Source organism: Craurococcus roseus (assembly GCF_039523795.1).
GTDB lineage: Bacteria > Pseudomonadota > Alphaproteobacteria > Acetobacterales > Acetobacteraceae > Craurococcus > Craurococcus roseus.
This window is the reverse complement of the sequence record NZ_BAAAFZ010000014.1, coordinates 20,711-36,390: the sequence shown is the minus strand read 5'-3', so window position 1 is coordinate 36,390 and position 15,680 is coordinate 20,711. Positions and strand designations below refer to the sequence as shown.

Here is a 15,680-nt window from a genome sequence, read left to right as displayed (position 1 = left end):
TGCGGGACTACGGCCGAGAGGCGCCGCAGCCGTGGGCGAACCCTTCGATCCAGGCCACGAGCCGCCCGTAGGTGTCGGCGTCCATCCGCGCGAGCTTCGCGGCCGCCGCCCTGCCCCAAGCCGCGCGCGCGCCGTCGCCGCCCGCCTCCAAAGCGTCCACGAAGCCTTCCTGGTCGGGGCCGCCCGGCGCGCCGCTCGCATCGAGGAACGCCACCCCGTGCGCGGCGATGGCGAAGACCTCCTCGCGGGTCAGATCGAAGCTGTAGGCGGGCCACGCCAACCAGTCGGCTGAAAGGTCGGGCGGGTCTGCGTGGAAGATGGCGGACGGGTAGGCCACCGTCGGCATCGTGGTTCCCAATGGCACGGCTCCCCTATGGGCGGGCGACCGGACTGCGCCCGTGCTGCTCCGCGGCGGGCCGGTCCCGCTGCGTGTCGTCCGCGTCGGGCGACGGGCGCGATGGTGGCCAAATCGGCGTCGGACGCGAGCCCGGCGGGCCGCGGAGCGCGGCGAGGCGCGGAGTTTGTTCCGGTTTGGCGTGGCGTTCGCCGACCGCCGCTGTCGGTGTTGGAGTCGAGCACGTCGAACCGAAGCGGGCCAAATCAATGGGTTGGCGCGGTCCTTCACGGCTGGCCCCGAGATCGCCGTTTTAGTGGTGAGGTAAGCCGCGGCCCGGGTGCCCCACCGCAGCGAGCTTGGTGATGGTGTTGTCGATCCGCACGAAGTTGGCGGTGGTGCGGTGGTCGGCGGACATCCGGGTCTGGCCGCCCTTGACCGACAGCGTGAGGGATGCGCCCGGCGGTCCGGCGCTTTGGGCAACCTTTGAGCCGATCAAGCGGTCGATCGGGCGGGAGGGAGAGCGTTCGGAATGCCGGTGGACCCGCTGCTCCGCGACGGGCGGGCGGAGGTTGGCGAGACGGCCGCCGGTCCTGGCCCACCACTCGGCAAATCGCGGCGGAGGCCGTCGCATGCTTCAAAACTTTCCCGACTGCTCCCGACGGCAGCGCCGTGCATCTGACGGAGGTGCTGCTGGCGCGCCTGCTGCGGTGGCGGGAGGCGGACGGCGAGGGTCAGGCGTCGACGCCCCAGCCCGTCCGGGAGGTGTTGCTGCGGCGGCTGCGAATCGCCGCCGAGATGGTGGCGCTGGAGAGGGGACACCAGGGCGCCCGCAAGGCGCTCATGGCCGCGCCAGCCATCGCCGACCCGGACGCCCGCGCGGCGGCGCAGCGGGAGGTCGAGGCGTGGCTGGCGCAGATGCGGCGCATCGTCGACGACCCCCGCGCGTGGGAGGCGGCAGGCGGCGACGCCTAGGCCGCAGCGCCCCGTTCCCCGGCGGCCGCGGAACCACCGGCCTGCGCACGGTGAAGCTGGCTGCGGTGGTGTCCGATACGGCGGACGCGGGCTCGGCGGGGCGCGGCCATCGAGAGCATCGCGGGCCGCCGGGCGGTCATCCTAGGCGGCATGGTATCTTCGGAGGTGCGGTATGGCGTCCAGGAACAAGAGCAAGGCTGGGACCTGGAAGGCGGTGCCGCCGCCCCGCCGCGGCTGAGCAGGAGGCGCAGGCAGGCGGCCGCGCTCCTCGCCGCCGGGGTTGCCCCCCGTCGACCGCGGCGCGCGGCACGCCGCGGCAGCCGTAGTGGCCTGCGCGAACCTACGCGGTCCGGGCGTCCAGGCGGTTCTGTAGGGGTGCAACGGCGCCCTCGACGGCGCCCGCGCCTCCGTCGAGGAGGTGCGGGACCGCCGCCAGGGCGAGTACGACGACAAGTCCGAGCGGTGGCAGGAAGGGGAGCGCGGCGAAGCCGCGGCGGCGTAGCTGGCCGAGTGGGATGGGGCCGACCTGGAGGACGTGGAACTCGAACCGCCGGAGCCGGTCGAGGAACCGCACCTGGACCACGCCGACACCCTGTCGAACCTGCCGGAAGGGGCGGAGTAGCCCGTCGTGGGCTGGCCTCCCCGAACACCCCGCGCGGGTGCGGGCGCAATCCGGTCCGGCGCGTGTCTGGCGGACCTTTTCCCTTGCGACGGCGACCCCGGCGAGCGGTGCGTTCCTGGCCCGCCGCGGCGCCAGCCCGGCACGGGCACGGCCGTTGGGCGGCCGGGACGCATGGGGACTTGGCGGAGCGGGTGACGCGGCGGGAACGCCGGGCGGCGGAGCGCGCCCCGCGCGACGCCGCCGCGGCGAGGGCGCCAGCCCGGTTCCCGCCGCGTCCGGTTCTCTCCGGGCGGGGACGCGCCTTGGGCGCGGCTCCGCCCCGGTGAGGCCGTGCGGTTCGGCTGCGCCACGTCGCTGGCGACCCGCGCTTCCGTGGGGCGGTGGGGAGGCCGCGCCAGCGGCCGACGGCACGGGCGCGCGGTGGGGTGTCGGCGGGCCGCGTGACCGGCTTGGTCAAGTGGAACGACGCCATGCCGCTGCGCGGCGCGGCACCGGCAACGAGGTCGGGCCGCCCGCGGCCCCGGCCGGGGCTTCGCCCCTGGGCCGCGCCCGGCCCAAGCCTGACCTCCAGGGCAACGGGCGCCCCGGGCGCCCTCGCTCCGGCCCGCGCCCGCGCTGGCGCGCGCCCGCAGGCCCTCGCGTGCCCGGTCGGTCAGGCGGCCACCGGCCCCGACGCGAAGCTGGAGTTCCGCCCCGCCAGCCAAATACAATGCGGCACGCGGCCGCGGAGCGGGCGCGTCCGTGCAGGAGATAAATAGGTCACCAAGAATTCTATAAGTAGGTAGACACGCGCCGAACCCATTACCGGCCATAGGTCACTTCAGAGGTTCTGCCGCCTGCCGCATTCCGGTGTCGGGTGATTTGGAGAGGTGCATTGATTACAATAGAGGTGCTGGTCGGTCCGCCCGGGTGCGGCAAGACCAAGGAACTGCTCGTCGAGATGACGAGCGTGGCAGGGCGGTACATGTTCGCGCTGCCGACCACCGATTTGATCGGAGAGGCGCTGGTCGGCCTCCGCCGTGAGGCGGCCCTTTCGGGCACCGAACCGGTGATCCGCGCCATCCACAGCAAGGTCGCGGGACGCGCCCCGGCGGGCGTCGCCCGCGAGATCGCCGACGCCATCCAGGAGTTGTCCTCCCTGCGGCACGCGATCCTGGTCGTGACCCACGAGGGGCTGATGGCGACCGACCTCTCCTGCGCGGCCGCCGCGCCCTGGCACGCCAGGATCGACGAGGTGCCCTCGGCCACCGTCGCGGGCGGCTTCCGCGCCCCGGCGTCCAGCAGGTTCTTCCAGGCGGCCTACGACCTCGCGCCGGTCGAGGGCACGGCGTGGCACCGCGTGTCGCCCAAGGCCGACGCCCCGAGCCCCGCCGACATCCTGGCCGACGATCTCGTCGGGGGCTTGGCCGCCTTCCACAAGCGGTCCAGGTCGCCGCAGGGCGTGTTCGTCGACGTGGCGGACTGGCGCGACGCGCGCGACCGGGAGCGGACGGTCCGCTGGTGGTCCTCCTGGACGCCCGCCGAGTTGGCGCCCTTCGCCACGGCCACGATCGCGGCTAGCGGCTTCTTTCACAGCCTCACCTGCCTCGCCGCGCGGAAGTGGTCCGGCACGGAGGTGGAGTTCGTGCGGCGCGAGGTCGGTGGCGGGCAAGCCTCGACGCGGAAGCCGACGGTGCGCGTCCGCTACTTCACCCGCGGCCACCGGGCCTCGACCGAATGGTGGTTCCCCTCCGGTTCCGGCAAGGGCAGGGAGGGGAAGCGTTGCCTCGCCGCGGTCAGCCGCCACCTGGAGGGCGTCGACGGGCTTGGCTACTGGAGCGGCAACGAAGGAGTGGTGTCGTACTTCGAGGGCTGCGTGCCCGGCGAGCAGGTCCGGCCCAAGGTGGCGGGCTCCAACCTGTACCGGCGCCAAACCTCGTGCGCCTTGATCTACAGCAGCAAGGCCCGTCCCGAGGATGCCATCCTGCTGGACGTGTTCGGGCTGACGCGCGAGGAGGTGGAGCGCGCCCGCGAACGGGAGGACATCTGGCAGTTCGCCATGCGCGGCGCCGTCCGCGAGGCGGGGTTCGACGGCCTCTACACGGTGTACGTCTACGACCTGTGGCAGGCCGAGGCGCTGGCGGCGATGCTGCGCGAGGCGGGCGTCGCCGACGAGGTGTCGGTAGAGCCGGTGGCCGAGGCGGGCATCCTGGACGTGCAGCGCCCGAAGCCCGGGCCGAAGCCGGGCGCCAAGGCGGCAGCGTCGGGCAGGTCGTTCGAGCAGCGCGAGGCCGAGCGGCGCGAAGGCGACCGCCTGCGCAAGCAGCGCCAGAGGGAGAAGGAGAGGGTGGAGAAGGCGGCGGCGGGGACGCTGCGGGGGCGCGGCCGACCGAGAAAGCCCGACGGCGGGGAGGCCAGCCCGTGACGACGGCGCCTTCCGCGGGGTGGGAGCGCCACGAAGACGGGACCCACATCGCCATCCCGATCCCGCCCGCCAAGGTCGACGAGGTGCGGGCGTGGTGCGCCGAGCATTGCGCGGGCGACTACATGATCGTCCTCGGCCGCCGGGTGGTGTTCCAGTCGCGCGAGGACGCGGCGCTGGCGACGCTGTGGTGGCGCTGCGAGGGCGGCTGAACCGGCCGCGGCCGGAGCGCAGCCGGAACGCGGGCCGTGGTGCGCCACGCCCGGCAAGCTGGCGAGCGCCCCCTACGGCTCGGTGGCTCCGGCGCGGCCCCGCCGCGGCCGGAAGACGAGGCGATGCGGGAGGGCGTCCCCGTCGGCCCGGACGCGCGCGTCGAAGGCCAGCGCCGCCTCCTCGTGCCCGATCACCCGCACGTCGTCGTCGCCGACCCGCGCGACCACGACGCGGCCCCGGTCGACCTCCGCGTCGACGAACCGCTCCAACGCCCCCCTCTCGATGGCGTCGGGCCGCTCGGCGTCCATCCAGACGACCATCTCGCCGCGCCCGTTCTCCTCCAGGATGGCGCCGCAGCGGTCGGGCCGGAGGGCGCCGGGCAGCCTGCCGCGCCCCCCGCCCCGGCCCTTCTGCGACGCTAGCCAGAAGCACTCGTACCCCGCGCAGGCGCGGGGGCGCGCCGCGTAGATCGCGCGCCCCTTGCCCCTCCTGGCGTGCCCGCACCGGACCCCGGGGGGCTTGAAGAACCGGGCAGCGGCGTCCGCGACCCCTGTGGTTTTGCAGCACCGGTTGCAGGCGCCGCAGTCGTTGGTCCGCGTCGGCGGGTCGGTTGTCATCGGTCCTCTCGATCAATGGCCTTCGTCAGGCCCGGCCCGTCCGGGCGGGGCGACATGGATGGCGGCGGCGCGGACCGAGGCCGTTCCGAGCCTCGGTCGCCCGCGGACGGCGGTCCTGCCGCGCCGCTGCTGTCCCTGGTCTGTTGCTGATCCATGGTGTTCGTGTTCTCCGCGGTCGTTTGCGGGATGTGTGGTGCGAGCGGGGCGCGGGCGTCGGCCTGCGTGGCGGGCCGGGCGCCGCCCGCCACCGGCAGGTCACGGCCGCGGCGCGGCGCGGCCGTGGGCAAAGCCCTGCATCCAGGCGACGAGACGTTCCTAGTCTTCGCGGCTCACCGCATCGATCTTGCGCGCCGCCGCGGCGCCGACCTTGCGGCTGCTGTCGTCGCTGTTGTCGAGCAGTGTCTCGACCATGCCCTCCCGGTCCGGGCCGTTCGGCCATTCGCTCACGCCGAGGAACGCGGTGCCGGAGCTTGCGACGTGCCGAGCCTCAGCGGCGGTGAACCCGAAGGCCCACACCGGCCACGCCAGCCCGTCGGCGTTGGGGTCCGGAGGGCGCGCCTCGAACAGGGCGGGGTAGGGGGGCGGGACGTAAGCGATCATGTAGGTGCTCCTCGGGCACGACTCGGCCGTGCGTGTCGTCTGCTCCGCGCACCGGCGCCGGGCTTGCGGAAGCCGCAAAGCCGCCGGGCGCACCCGGGCGCGCGGACGGCTGCACGACCGCCCCCACCCGGAGTCGAGCCCGGCTGGTCGGCGCCGGGGCGGAGCCGCACAGTGCTAGGCCGCCGCCGAGGAGTCCGCTGCGCCGTGGCGCACCCCTGCACCCACGGCTGCTCCCTCGGCGGCGCCAGCGCCGGGGCGCGACGCTGGCCTCGGCGTGAGTCAGCCGTCAGGTCTTGCGGGCCAAGAACCTGTCGCGCAGCCGCCGGACCTTGGCGGCCTCTCCGCCGAGGCCCGCGACGCGACCGGCGGCGACGAGCAGGCGCGCGGCGTCCGTCGCGTTGCGCGCACGGCCGCCGCGGATCATGTCGTCCATTTCGTCGAGCAGCGGGGCGTCCGCTTCTGCCCAATCGGTGCGTTGGGGGCCGCGCCGCGCCCGGGCGGCGCGGCCCTCGTCCGGCGAGCCGTGCGCACGTCCCCTCGGCGCCTCCACTTGGCGCTCGCCGCCGAAGCGGCGGGAGAGGAGTTCGCACGTCTCCGTCCAACCCACCTCGACCACACCGCTCCCGCGGGGCACGGGATGCTCCGTCGTGGCGCCGGTGCCGGGATCGTACGCGGCCCAGGTTGTCAGCCACGCGAGGTACGTCCGGTCCAACCCGACGGTCCCGGTGCGCCAATCGACGGCTCCCCAGCCGCCGAGCGCGTGCCCGGACACGTAGACTAGGCGTTCGTCGCGCGAGGCGAACTTGCCGAAGTTCGACGGGTACCCGGGCGGCCTGACCACCCCGACGCGGTGCGGGATGCCGGGCGGGGCTCCGGGTTCCGGATCGAACCCGGGCGACGCGCCGCGCATGATCGCCGGGCGCAGCACAGGCGCCGCTGCGGCGGGCAGAATGCCACGCTCATGCTGGACCCTGTGGAGCACGCTGCTGAGCGCCACCCACTCGGGCGGCGGGTCACCCCAAGGGTCCGGTTCCGGGGGCGCAGGGGGCGGAGGCGCTGTCGCTCTTGTCGTCATCGCGGGACCATCGATCGGCCGAGGTGCGAACGGTAGGCGATGGGAGACCGGGGCGACGCGGGCGGCGCTACGGCCGAGGCTGAACCCCCGCCGGTTCGGATGCCGTCCGGCGTCCCGACCCGCACCACGAGCCGCCTGTTGGTCCGGGCGGGCCGAAAAATCTCGTTCTTGCAGAACGGCTTGCGGGCATGCCTTGCGGGGCGTGGCTTCGGGTGGGGATGGCGGCGGTGACGCCCATCTCCGGGTAGAACTCGACCTGCATCGCGTTCTTGGTCGCGTGGTCCTCGCGGCGGGGCGTGTGCGAACCGGCCAGCGGTGGGTCGCATCGAAAGATGCGCGGGAGCACCGTGCGCGCCGAACCCGGCAAGGTGCGGCCGCACGGTTGACCATGCCGTGCGGCTCCGACCTCCTCCCTGGTTGAGGGCAAGGCACCGCGCCTCGGGGGATCGGACGGCAGGATTGAGCAGGCGGCAATCAGGCGATCGCGCGCGCGCCGCGTAGGCAGCACCCTCCCGGTCACCGCCGACTCCCGCCGCGGTACGCCGTGAGCACGACCCGTTGCTCGACGCCGCCGCCTGCGCCTCGGCCACGGCGGTCTCCATGGCCCGGCCAAGCATCGTGTTGCTTGGGCGGGGCTAGGCGCCGTTCGCGGTGCCGTGGACGCCCGCCGGTTCGCGGAAGTCGTGCACCCAGCCAAACAGGCGTTCGCACAGCAGGTCACCCAGCTTCTCGACCTTCTCCGCCGCGTCCAGCATCGCGCGCGGGAGGTCGGCCGGGGCGCCGGGGTGCCCGGGCAGGTCCGCGGCGGGTGTCCTCGCCGGGCGCGCGGAGGGCGTCCGCGGGGTCGAAGCCGCTGGCTTCGCTCCGGAGCGTGATCAGTAGCGTACCTTTGGCGCCGAGGTCGCCCCGGATGCCGACGCACCGGAACGCCGCCAGCAAGGCGCGGGCTTCGGCGGGCGTGAACTCCAGTTCGTCGCAGGGGAAGGTGTCGATCCGCGCGCCGTTCTCCATAGCAGCCGCCTCCATCGTTGGCGGTGACGGGACCACCTCCGCTGCCTATGGCGCCGCCGACGCGGCGGATGAGGGCTGCACCGGGGCCTCTCTGCGCGGCGACAAACATCCCCCCGTGCTGAACGAGATCATCCATGAGTTCCTGGAGGTGGCCGCGCCGGAGCTTCCGGGCGACCTACACCTCATGCTGGCCTGCTGGGGCGGCCAGGAGGTCGTCCACCTGACCGCCAGGACCAGCCCTGCGCCGACCTACGGAAGGCGCTGCGGCTGATCGACCACGTGCTGGCCGCCAAGGAGCGGAAGGGCCGCTGACGCCGCCATTCCAAAGCACGGCGCCGACGGGCCGGGGAGCAACCCCCAGCCCGTTCAACTGAAGGGCGCCTACCGGGCGAAACAGGGACCGCCGCCCGGCAGGCAGCACACGCCTCCGATGCAAGTTGGCTGTGGTTGAGGCGTGGGAGGCCGGGGACGTGGAGCGGGGGCGGATCCTTGCGCTTGAAGGGACTGCTGGCAGGGCTGGGAAAGGTTCCTGACAAGTCGGTCCGCAAGCTGGCCGATGGTGATCTCTCCCCCGAAGAGCAGGTTGAAAGAGCCCACCGCGAACTGCGTCTCCTGCGGGGTGCAGTTGGCCTGCGCAACTGTTGCGAAACCCGCGAAGGACAATCCCAGCACCACACGCACGGCGAGCGGCTTGATCCAACTGAGCATGATTGCGCCTGTGCCCAAGCAACCACGGCACGATAATATCGCGCGTGCTTGAAGTCCATGACTGATTTGTAATTGGACGTTAATTTCTATTGCTGCCAGAAGGGCTGATTAATTAAGATTTCAGTACGAAAACTGTAAACGAGTTTCTGTTTACGGTCCCGCCGGGAAGGCGTGCCGCCGGTCGGCCGCTCAACCCCCCCCTTGAGGACCGTTCGCCAGAATAATTGCAGAGCCGCGTTGAACAACCACCAACGCGCGACTTCCCACCACCGTGGGTTCGTGTAAGGCGCCTGGGATACATCCATCCCAGATCGTCAATGTTTACGAACGCTTACGATCGCCCCGGGGGTGCCCGGGATCGTCGTTAAATCCAACTATTTCAGGTGTTTTGGAAGGTGCCCAGGGGCGGAATCGAACCACCGACACTGCGATTTTCAGTCGCATGCTCTACCAACTGAGCTACCTGGGCCCTGCCGGGCGGTACGGCAGTCGCGCCGCTCGGGGTAGGCGGGCGGAAATAACCGAAACCGCCACGCCTGTCCACCGGCTCCTACTCTTGGGGCCTGCCGTCGCCGTCCGGCTCCGGGTCGCCCGGGACGGCGTATCGGCCGGACAGCCAGCGGCCGAGGTCCACCTGCCGGCATCGTTCGGAACAGAAGGGGCGGAATGCTGCGGCGGCGAGTTTGCCGCAGACGGGGCAGCGTCTGGGCGACCCGGCAGGCCGGGGCTCATCGGCCATTTCCGTTCTCCTCCAGCGTTTCGTCGCCAGGCGAAAGCGCTGGGTCGGCGCGGAGTTGCAGCGGGCGCCCGGCGGCTTCGGCCATCTCGCGCATCGCGTCCGCCGAACCCTCCAAGGCGGACACCACGGCGGGGGCGGCGCGTAGGGCCAGCGCGCGGCCAGGGGTCGCGGCCGCCTCTCGCGCGGCGCGCCGGAGGGCCGCCAAGCCGCGGGTGAGGGGCGAGGGCGGCCAGCCGAGGACCTCGTGCAACGGGGGGTGGACGCGCCGCCGTTGCATTTCGAACAAGCCGAGCGGCCCGAGGCCGAGCAACTGCACCAGCGGATCGGGGGCGAGCGCGCGGGCCAAGGGCTGCGCCAAGCGCTCGCGCTCGCGCCGCGACAGGCCCGCTGCATCGAGCAGCACCGGCCCGGCCAGATTGCGCAGCCGAATCTGCCGCGCCGCCTCCGCCATCGCATCCGTGTTGAAACGCGCCTGAGCGTTCCGGTCGCGCCCGCCCGCCACCGGGCCGGCATCCACGTCGATCGCGGTGAGCGCGGCGGTCGGCTGCACCAGCACCCGCCCGCCGCCTGGAAGCGGCACGACCGGACCGGCCAGCGAGTCCCACTCCGCCTCCAGGGCGTCATCGAAGACGCGCGCGGCCGATCGGAGCTGCACGCGGTCCGGGCCCAGCGCCGCGCGCAACCGCATGGCCACGACGGCCCCGTCGGTCTCAACCACTGTGCCTGGATGCGCGTGGGCGAGGCGTAGCGCCGGGCCCGGGCCCCGCGCCAACAAGCGCGGCGCCGTTCCGGGCGCCGCTGCTCCAGCCGCGAGCGCTTCCTCGCCCGCGTGGAGGCGCGCCGACACGCGCGGCCCCTTGCCGCCTTGGGCAGCGCGCGTGACACGGACGACGAAGCCTTTGCCCTCCTGCAGCACCTCTCCCGGCGGACCCGGAACGTCCTTTTCCGGCAGGAACCCGGTTTCGCCGCCGCCGAGGGCGACGAAGGCGCCGGCCATCGCGGGTGCCTTCGCTGTCACCCGGGCGCGGTGGAGGTCGCCGACCCCGTCCGGCGCTCCCACGCGTTCGATCCAGGCCTCGACCAGGCGCTCTTCGTCGTCCAGCAGCGCGACCCGCACCTCCCCGGGGGACTGGCTTGCGAGGATCCTCACGGGACCAGCCAGCCCGCCCCACGCAGGAGCTGCGCCGTTTCGAAGAGCGGCAGGCCCACGACGTTGGAGTGGGAGCCGGACAAGAAGCGCACGAAGCACTCGGCGCGCCCCTGGATGGCGTAGCCCCCCGCCTTGCCCCGCCATTCGCCGCCCGCGACGTAGTCGTCGATCTGGGCGGCGGTCAGGCGCTGGAACGCCAAAGCCGTGAGCACCAACCGGTGCCGCACCCGACCGTTCGGCAGGCGCAGGGCGACGCCGGTCGCCACATGGTGCCGGCGGCCGGACAGCATCTCCAGGCAGCGCCGCGCCTCCGTCTCGGTGTCGGCCTTGGGCAGGACGCGACGGCCGAGGCCCACCACCGTGTCGGCGGCCAGCACGAGCGCGCCGGGCGGCGCTTCGGCGGCGCCCGCCTTGGCGGCGGCCAAACGGGCGGCGAGTCGACGCGGCGCTTCGCCCTTCCGCGGGGTTTCGTCGATGTCGGTGGGGCTGACGGCATCCGGCACCACGCCGATACGGGCCAGGAGGTCGAGCCGCCGGGGACTCGCCGAGGCCAGAACCAGCGGCGGCCGCTGCTCGGCCACTACGGTTTGCCCTACAACGGCGGCGTCATTTGTAACGGAAGGTGATGCGGCCCTTGGTGAGGTCGTAGGGCGTCATCTCCACATTCACCCGGTCGCCGGCGAGGACGCGGATGCGGTTCTTCCGCATCTTTCCGCTGGTATGGGCGAGCACCATGTGCTCGTTGTCGAGCTTCACGCGGAACATGGCATTCGGCAGCAGTTCTTGGACCGTGCCGCTGAACTCCATCATGTCTTCTTTGGACATCGAGCCTCGTCGTTTCTGGCGCGCTGGGAAGGCGGGGATCCCGGCGCGCGAGGCGAGGGGTCGGCCGCAGGGCCGAAACATGAGCATCCGGCGCCGCCCGGTCAAGAACGGCGGGCGCCGGGTACCACCAAGCGCTTAGGGCGCGGGCAGCTAGGCCTACCGCAGGCGCGCCGAAACGCTGGCCGCGTGCGCGCCCAATCCTTCGGCTTCCGCCAACGCGACGGCGGCGGGGCCGATGGCCGCGAGCCCGGCTTCGGACGCCTCGACCCAGGTGGTGCGCTTTAGCATGTCGAACACCGACAAGCCGGAGGCGAACCGCGCCGTGCGCCCGGTGGGCAGCACGTGGTTGGGGCCGGCGGTGTAGTCCCCGAGGGCCTCTGGGCACCAGCGGCCGAGGAAGGCGGCGCCGGCGTGGCGCACGCGCGCGAAAAGGGCGGCGGGGTCGGCGACCATGACTTGGAGATGCTCCGGCGCCAGCCGATCGGTCAGCGCCGCCGCCTCGTCCCAGTCGCGCACAACGACCACGGCGCCGTGCCGCCGCCAGCTTTCCCCGGCGATGGCACGGCGGGCCAGGCCGCGCAAAGAGTCTTCGACCGCGGAGGCCGCCGCGTCGGCGAAGGCGGGGGCGTCCGTGATGAGGATGGCCTGGGCGGCCTCGTCATGTTCGGCCTGGGCCAGCAGGTCCAGGGCCACGTGGCGGGGATCGTTGGCGGCGTCGGCCAGCACCACCACCTCGGACGGCCCGGCGATCGAGTCGATGCCGACGCGGCCGAAGACCTGCCGCTTAGCCTCCGCCACGTAGGCGTTGCCCGGGCCGACGATGCGGTCCACGGGGGCGATGCTCTCCGTGCCCCAGGCCAAGGCGGCGATGGCCTGCGCGCCGCCGACCCGCCAGACCTCGTCCACCCCCGCCCGCCGCGCGGCCGCCAGGACCAGCGGGTTCAGCACGCCGCCAGGCGTCGGCACGCACATGGCCACACGCCGGACACCGGCCACGCGCGCGGGGATGGCGTTCATCAGCACGGAGGAGGGATAGGCCGCCTTGCCGCCCGGCACGTAGAGGCCGACCGCGTCCAGCGCTGTCCAGCGCATGCCGAGCGTGAGCCCGGCGGGGTCCGGCAGGGCGAGGTCGCGCGGCATCTGCGCCGCGTGGAACCGCTCGATCCGCGCCGCCGCGAGGTCGAGGGACGCCAGCAGGTCGGGCGCGACTCCGGCCACGGCCGCGTCGATCTCGGCCGGCTGCACGCGCAGGGCCTCGGCGGTTTCCGGCGCGTGCCCGTCGAAGCGGGCGGTGAGGTCCAGCAAGGCGCGGTCGCCGCCGGCGCGCACCACCGAAATGATCTCCGCTACCGCTGCGTCCACCCGCGCCGCGTCCTCCCGAGGCGCGTCGAGCAGCTCCGAGAAGGCGGCCTCGAAGCCGGGATCGGCCGTGGACAGCCGCCTCACGGCGAAGCCAAGGCGGTGCGGAGTCGGGCGATCCAGGCGCCGATCCGCTCGGGGCGGGTCTTGAGGGCGGTGCGGTTGACGATCAGGCGGGAGGTGACGTGCGCGATGGTCTCCGTCTCGACCAGCCCGTTGGCGGCGAGGGTGCTCCCCGTCTGCACCAGATCGACGATCAGGCGCGACAGCCCGAGGGAGGGCGCCAGTTCCATCGCGCCGTTGAGGTGGACGCACTCCGCTTGCACGCCACGGGCTGCGAAGTGCCGGCGGGCGATGTTGGGGTACTTGGTGGCGACCGTGACGCGCGACCACCGGGCCGGGTCGTCCGCCCCGGCCGTTCCCGCCGGCTCCGCCACGCTGACGCGGCAGCGGCCGATGCCGAGGTCGAGCGGTGCGTAGATCTCCGGGTAGTCGAACTCCATCAGCACGTCGGCGCCGCAAACGCCGATCTGCGCCGCCCCGTGCGCCACGAAGGTGGCGACGTCGAAAGGCCGCACGCGCACCACGTCGAGCGCCGGGTCGTCGGTTTCGAACCGGAGGCGGCGGCTGTCCTCGTCGGCGTAGTCGGGGGCGGGATGGATGCCGGCGCGCGCCAGCAACGGGCCGACTTCGCCCAGGATGCGGCCCTTGGGCAAGGCCAACACTACCGTTCCGGAGTCGTCGGTGGACCCCGCCGGGTTGAGCGGGGAAGAAAGCGAACCGTCCATGCGATCGGGTAGCATCCGAGTCGGAGTCGCGGAAGTCACACTTCCATGTCAGCCGGACAGCCGTTCGATGTTCGCGCCGACGGCGGCGAGCTTGGCCTCCACCCGCTCGTAGCCCCGGTCGAGGTGGTACACCCGGTTGACGATGGTTTCGCCTTCGGCGGCGAGGCCGGCGAGCACCAGCGAGACCGAGGCGCGCAGGTCCGTGGCCATCACCGGCGCGCCGGACAGGCGCGGCACCCCGCGGACGATGGCGCTGGCGCCGTGGTAGTTGATGCGCGCTCCCATCCGCATCAGCTCGGGCACGTGCATGAAGCGGTTCTCGAAAATCGTTTCGGTGATCATCGAGGCGCCCTCCGCGACGCACATCAAGGCCATGAACTGCGCCTGCATGTCGGTGGCGAAGCCCGGGAAAGGCTCGGTCATGGCGTCCGTGCCCGAGAGCCCGTTCCTGCGGCTGACGCGCAAGCCCTCCGGCCGTTCGGCCACCTCCACCCCGGCGTCCCGCAAGGTGCGGACCACCGCGCCGAGGTGCTCCATGCGGGCGCCCTCCAGCAGCACGGACCCGCCGGTGACGGCGGCGGCGCAGGCATAGGTGCCGGCCTCGATGCGGTCGGGAACGATGCGGTGCGTGGCGCCGGTGAGGGCGCGGACGCCCTCGATCCTCAAGCGGTCGGTGCCGATGCCTTCGATTCGGGCGCCCATGCGCATCAGGCACATGGCCAGGTCGGCGATCTCCGGCTCGCGGGCGGCGTTCACCAGGATGGTTTCGCCTTCGGCCAAGGTCGCCGCCATCAGCAGGTTTTCGGTGGCCCCGACGGAGACCTGCGGGAAGATGACGGTCGCGCCCCTGAGGCCTCGCGGCGCCTTGGCGTGGATGTAGCCGCTCTCCAACTCGATCGCGGCGCCGAGTTGCTCCAGCGCCTTGAGGTGCAGATCCACCGGCCGGGTGCCGATGGCGCAGCCGCCGGGGAGGCTGACCTTGGCCTCGCCGTGCCGGGCCAGCAGCGGTCCGAGCACGAGCACCGAGGCGCGCATCCTCCGGACGATGTCATAGGGGGCTTCGAGGTCGTTGGCGGCGCCGGCGAGGGTGATGGTCCGCTCGCGCTTGTCGTGGTCCACGGACAGTCCGTGGTGCCGCAGCAGGGCGCCCATGGTCGCCACGTCCGCCAAGTCCGGGACGTTTCCCAGGCGCAATGGCCCGTCGGAGAGGAGCGCCGCCGCCATCAGCGGCAAGGCCGCGTTCTTGGCGCCGCTGACCGGGATGGTCCCGGTGAGCGGCCGGCCGCCGCGGATGCGGATGCGGTCCATGGCCGGCGTCGCTACAGCTTCGGCAGCGCGACGCCGCGCTGGTGCATGTATTTGCCCGCCCGGTCGGCGTAGCTGACTTCCGGCGGCGAGTCGCCCTTCAAGAACAGGAATTGGCAGATACCCTCGTTGGCGTAGATGCGGGCGGGCAGGGGGGTGGTGTTGGAAATCTCGATCGTCACCTGCCCTTCCCATTCCGGTTCCAGGGGAGTGACGTTCACGATCAGCCCGCAACGGGCGTAGGTCGATTTGCCCAAGCAGATCACCAGCACGTCCCGCGGGATGCGGAAGTACTCGGTGGTGTGCGCCAAGGCGAAGGAGTTGGGCGGTACGATGCAGACATCAGTCTTGCGCGTAACGAACCCGGATTCGGAGAAGTTCTTCGGGTCCACCACCGCGTTGTCGACGTTGGTGAAGATCTTGAACTCGTCGGATACGCGGGCGTCGTAGCCGTAGGAGGACAGGCCGTAGCTGATCACGCCCTGGCGTTGCTGGCGCTCCACGAAGGGCTCGATCATGCCCTTCTCGGCCGCCATGCGGCGTATCCAGTGGTCGGGCATGATGGGCATGGCGGCACTTCCGGGACGCGGGGCGCGGATACCCCTCTGCCGGGCCTGCCCTTCCGCCCTTTCGTCTAGCGTACCGCTGCTCTCGTCGCAACCAAAGCGTTAGGTCCCGCCGCCCTCGTCAGCATCGGAGGACGCTCCGGAGCGCGGGCCGTCCTCCGGCGCGTCCTGGCGCGCGCGCGACTGCGCCTTCCGCCGCCGCAGGTTGGCCCGCAGGGCCGCGGCGAGCCGTGCTTCCCGGTCGGCCGCGCGCCGATCGGCGGCCGGCACGTCGTCAGAACGGGCGGGTTCCCGCGTTGCGCGCCGGTCCATCAGTCGGTCCTCCTCCTTTCGCCTCGTGACGGTAAGCGCCGGGACGGGCGCGTCCAACGGTCGCCGCGACGCGCCGGGGG

The 15,680-nt window shown here is 72.6% G+C and carries 18 protein-coding genes and 1 tRNA gene; 4 read left to right on the top strand and 15 right to left on the bottom strand.

Annotated features, from left to right (window positions below):
- Positions 1-7 precede the first annotated feature (7 nt).
- On the bottom strand, positions 8-346 hold the full coding sequence (locus ABD067_RS07140; protein ID WP_343894514.1) for a hypothetical protein: 339 nt from the start codon (positions 344-346) through the stop codon (positions 8-10).
- Between the two features lie 660 nt (positions 347-1,006).
- On the opposite strand from ABD067_RS07140, the gene ABD067_RS07135 reads away from it, so the two are divergent.
- On the top strand, positions 1,007-1,309 hold the full coding sequence (locus tag ABD067_RS07135) for a hypothetical protein (protein WP_343894513.1): 303 nt from the start codon (positions 1,007-1,009) through the stop codon (positions 1,307-1,309).
- A 340-nt stretch (positions 1,310-1,649) separates the two neighbouring features.
- Here the strand turns inward: ABD067_RS07135 and ABD067_RS07130 are convergent, their stop codons facing one another.
- Positions 1,650-1,892 (bottom strand): hypothetical protein, encoded by a 243-nt coding sequence (locus tag ABD067_RS07130; RefSeq protein ID WP_343894512.1) that lies wholly within the window; start codon positions 1,890-1,892, stop codon positions 1,650-1,652.
- Between the two features lie 913 nt (positions 1,893-2,805).
- Here ABD067_RS07130 and ABD067_RS07125 point away from each other — a divergent pair.
- Complete coding sequence (locus tag ABD067_RS07125) at positions 2,806-4,335, top strand: hypothetical protein (RefSeq protein ID WP_343894511.1); 1,530 nt, start codon at positions 2,806-2,808, stop codon at positions 4,333-4,335.
- On the top strand, positions 4,332-4,544 hold the full coding sequence (locus tag ABD067_RS07120) for a hypothetical protein (protein WP_343894510.1): 213 nt from the start codon (positions 4,332-4,334) through the stop codon (positions 4,542-4,544). Before ABD067_RS07125 ends, ABD067_RS07120 begins: the two co-directional genes overlap by 4 nt.
- A 72-nt stretch (positions 4,545-4,616) precedes the next feature.
- Here ABD067_RS07120 and ABD067_RS07115 read toward each other — a convergent pair whose 3' ends face one another.
- The 3 genes from ABD067_RS07115 to ABD067_RS07105 all read right to left on the bottom strand — a co-directional run bounded on the left by ABD067_RS07115 (position 4,617) and on the right by ABD067_RS07105 (position 6,744).
- Complete coding sequence (locus ABD067_RS07115) at positions 4,617-5,162, bottom strand: hypothetical protein (RefSeq protein ID WP_343894509.1); 546 nt, start codon at positions 5,160-5,162, stop codon at positions 4,617-4,619.
- Positions 5,163-5,477: 315 nt separating this feature from the next.
- A complete protein-coding gene (locus ABD067_RS07110) occupies positions 5,478-5,762 on the bottom strand; it encodes a hypothetical protein (RefSeq protein ID WP_343894508.1) in 285 nt (94 codons plus the stop codon).
- Between the two features lie 286 nt (positions 5,763-6,048).
- The gene (locus ABD067_RS07105; protein ID WP_343894507.1) at positions 6,049-6,744 is read right to left on the bottom strand and encodes a hypothetical protein; all 696 of its coding nucleotides are present in this window, start codon (positions 6,742-6,744) and stop codon (positions 6,049-6,051) included.
- A gap of 1,003 nt (positions 6,745-7,747) precedes the next feature.
- Here ABD067_RS07105 and ABD067_RS07100 point away from each other — a divergent pair.
- Positions 7,748-8,119 carry a hypothetical protein gene (locus ABD067_RS07100; RefSeq protein WP_343894506.1) on the top strand — a complete coding sequence of 124 codons (372 nt, stop codon included), beginning with the start codon at positions 7,748-7,750 and terminating at the stop codon, positions 8,117-8,119.
- A gap of 833 nt (positions 8,120-8,952) precedes the next feature.
- Here the strand turns inward: ABD067_RS07100 and ABD067_RS07095 are convergent.
- The 10 genes from ABD067_RS07095 to ABD067_RS07050 form a co-directional block, all read right to left on the bottom strand.
- Positions 8,953-9,025, bottom strand: a tRNA-Phe gene (locus ABD067_RS07095).
- An 81-nt stretch (positions 9,026-9,106) separates the two neighbouring features.
- Entirely contained in the window at positions 9,107-9,295 is a 189-nt protein-coding gene (yacG, locus tag ABD067_RS07090) for a DNA gyrase inhibitor YacG (protein WP_343894505.1), read from the bottom strand.
- Positions 9,285-10,445: a ribonuclease E/G gene (locus ABD067_RS07085; RefSeq protein WP_343894504.1), complete on the bottom strand. Its 1,161-nt coding sequence runs from the start codon at positions 10,443-10,445 to the stop codon at positions 9,285-9,287. Before ABD067_RS07085 ends, yacG begins: the two co-directional genes overlap by 11 nt.
- Complete coding sequence (locus ABD067_RS07080) at positions 10,442-11,026, bottom strand: Maf family protein (RefSeq protein WP_343894503.1); 585 nt, start codon at positions 11,024-11,026, stop codon at positions 10,442-10,444. Before ABD067_RS07080 ends, ABD067_RS07085 begins: the two co-directional genes overlap by 4 nt.
- A 25-nt stretch (positions 11,027-11,051) precedes the next feature.
- Positions 11,052-11,270 (bottom strand): translation initiation factor IF-1, encoded by a 219-nt coding sequence (infA, locus tag ABD067_RS07075; protein ID WP_343894502.1) that lies wholly within the window; start codon positions 11,268-11,270, stop codon positions 11,052-11,054.
- A gap of 156 nt (positions 11,271-11,426) precedes the next feature.
- On the bottom strand, positions 11,427-12,716 hold the full coding sequence (gene hisD / locus ABD067_RS07070; protein WP_343894501.1) for a histidinol dehydrogenase: 1,290 nt from the start codon (positions 12,714-12,716) through the stop codon (positions 11,427-11,429).
- Positions 12,713-13,417, bottom strand: coding sequence for an ATP phosphoribosyltransferase (gene hisG, locus ABD067_RS07065; RefSeq protein ID WP_343894500.1), 705 nt, complete (start codon positions 13,415-13,417; stop codon positions 12,713-12,715). Before hisG ends, hisD begins: the two co-directional genes overlap by 4 nt.
- 48 nt (positions 13,418-13,465) lie before the next feature.
- Positions 13,466-14,725, bottom strand: a complete 1,260-nt coding sequence (gene murA / locus ABD067_RS07060) for a UDP-N-acetylglucosamine 1-carboxyvinyltransferase (protein WP_343894499.1) — start codon at positions 14,723-14,725, stop codon at positions 13,466-13,468.
- Positions 14,726-14,736: 11 nt separating this feature from the next.
- Positions 14,737-15,291, bottom strand: a complete 555-nt coding sequence (dcd, locus tag ABD067_RS07055) for a dCTP deaminase (protein WP_343894497.1) — start codon at positions 15,289-15,291, stop codon at positions 14,737-14,739.
- A gap of 99 nt (positions 15,292-15,390) precedes the next feature.
- Positions 15,391-15,600, bottom strand: a complete 210-nt coding sequence (locus ABD067_RS07050) for a hypothetical protein (protein ID WP_343894496.1) — start codon at positions 15,598-15,600, stop codon at positions 15,391-15,393.
- Positions 15,601-15,680: the final 80 nt, after the last annotated feature.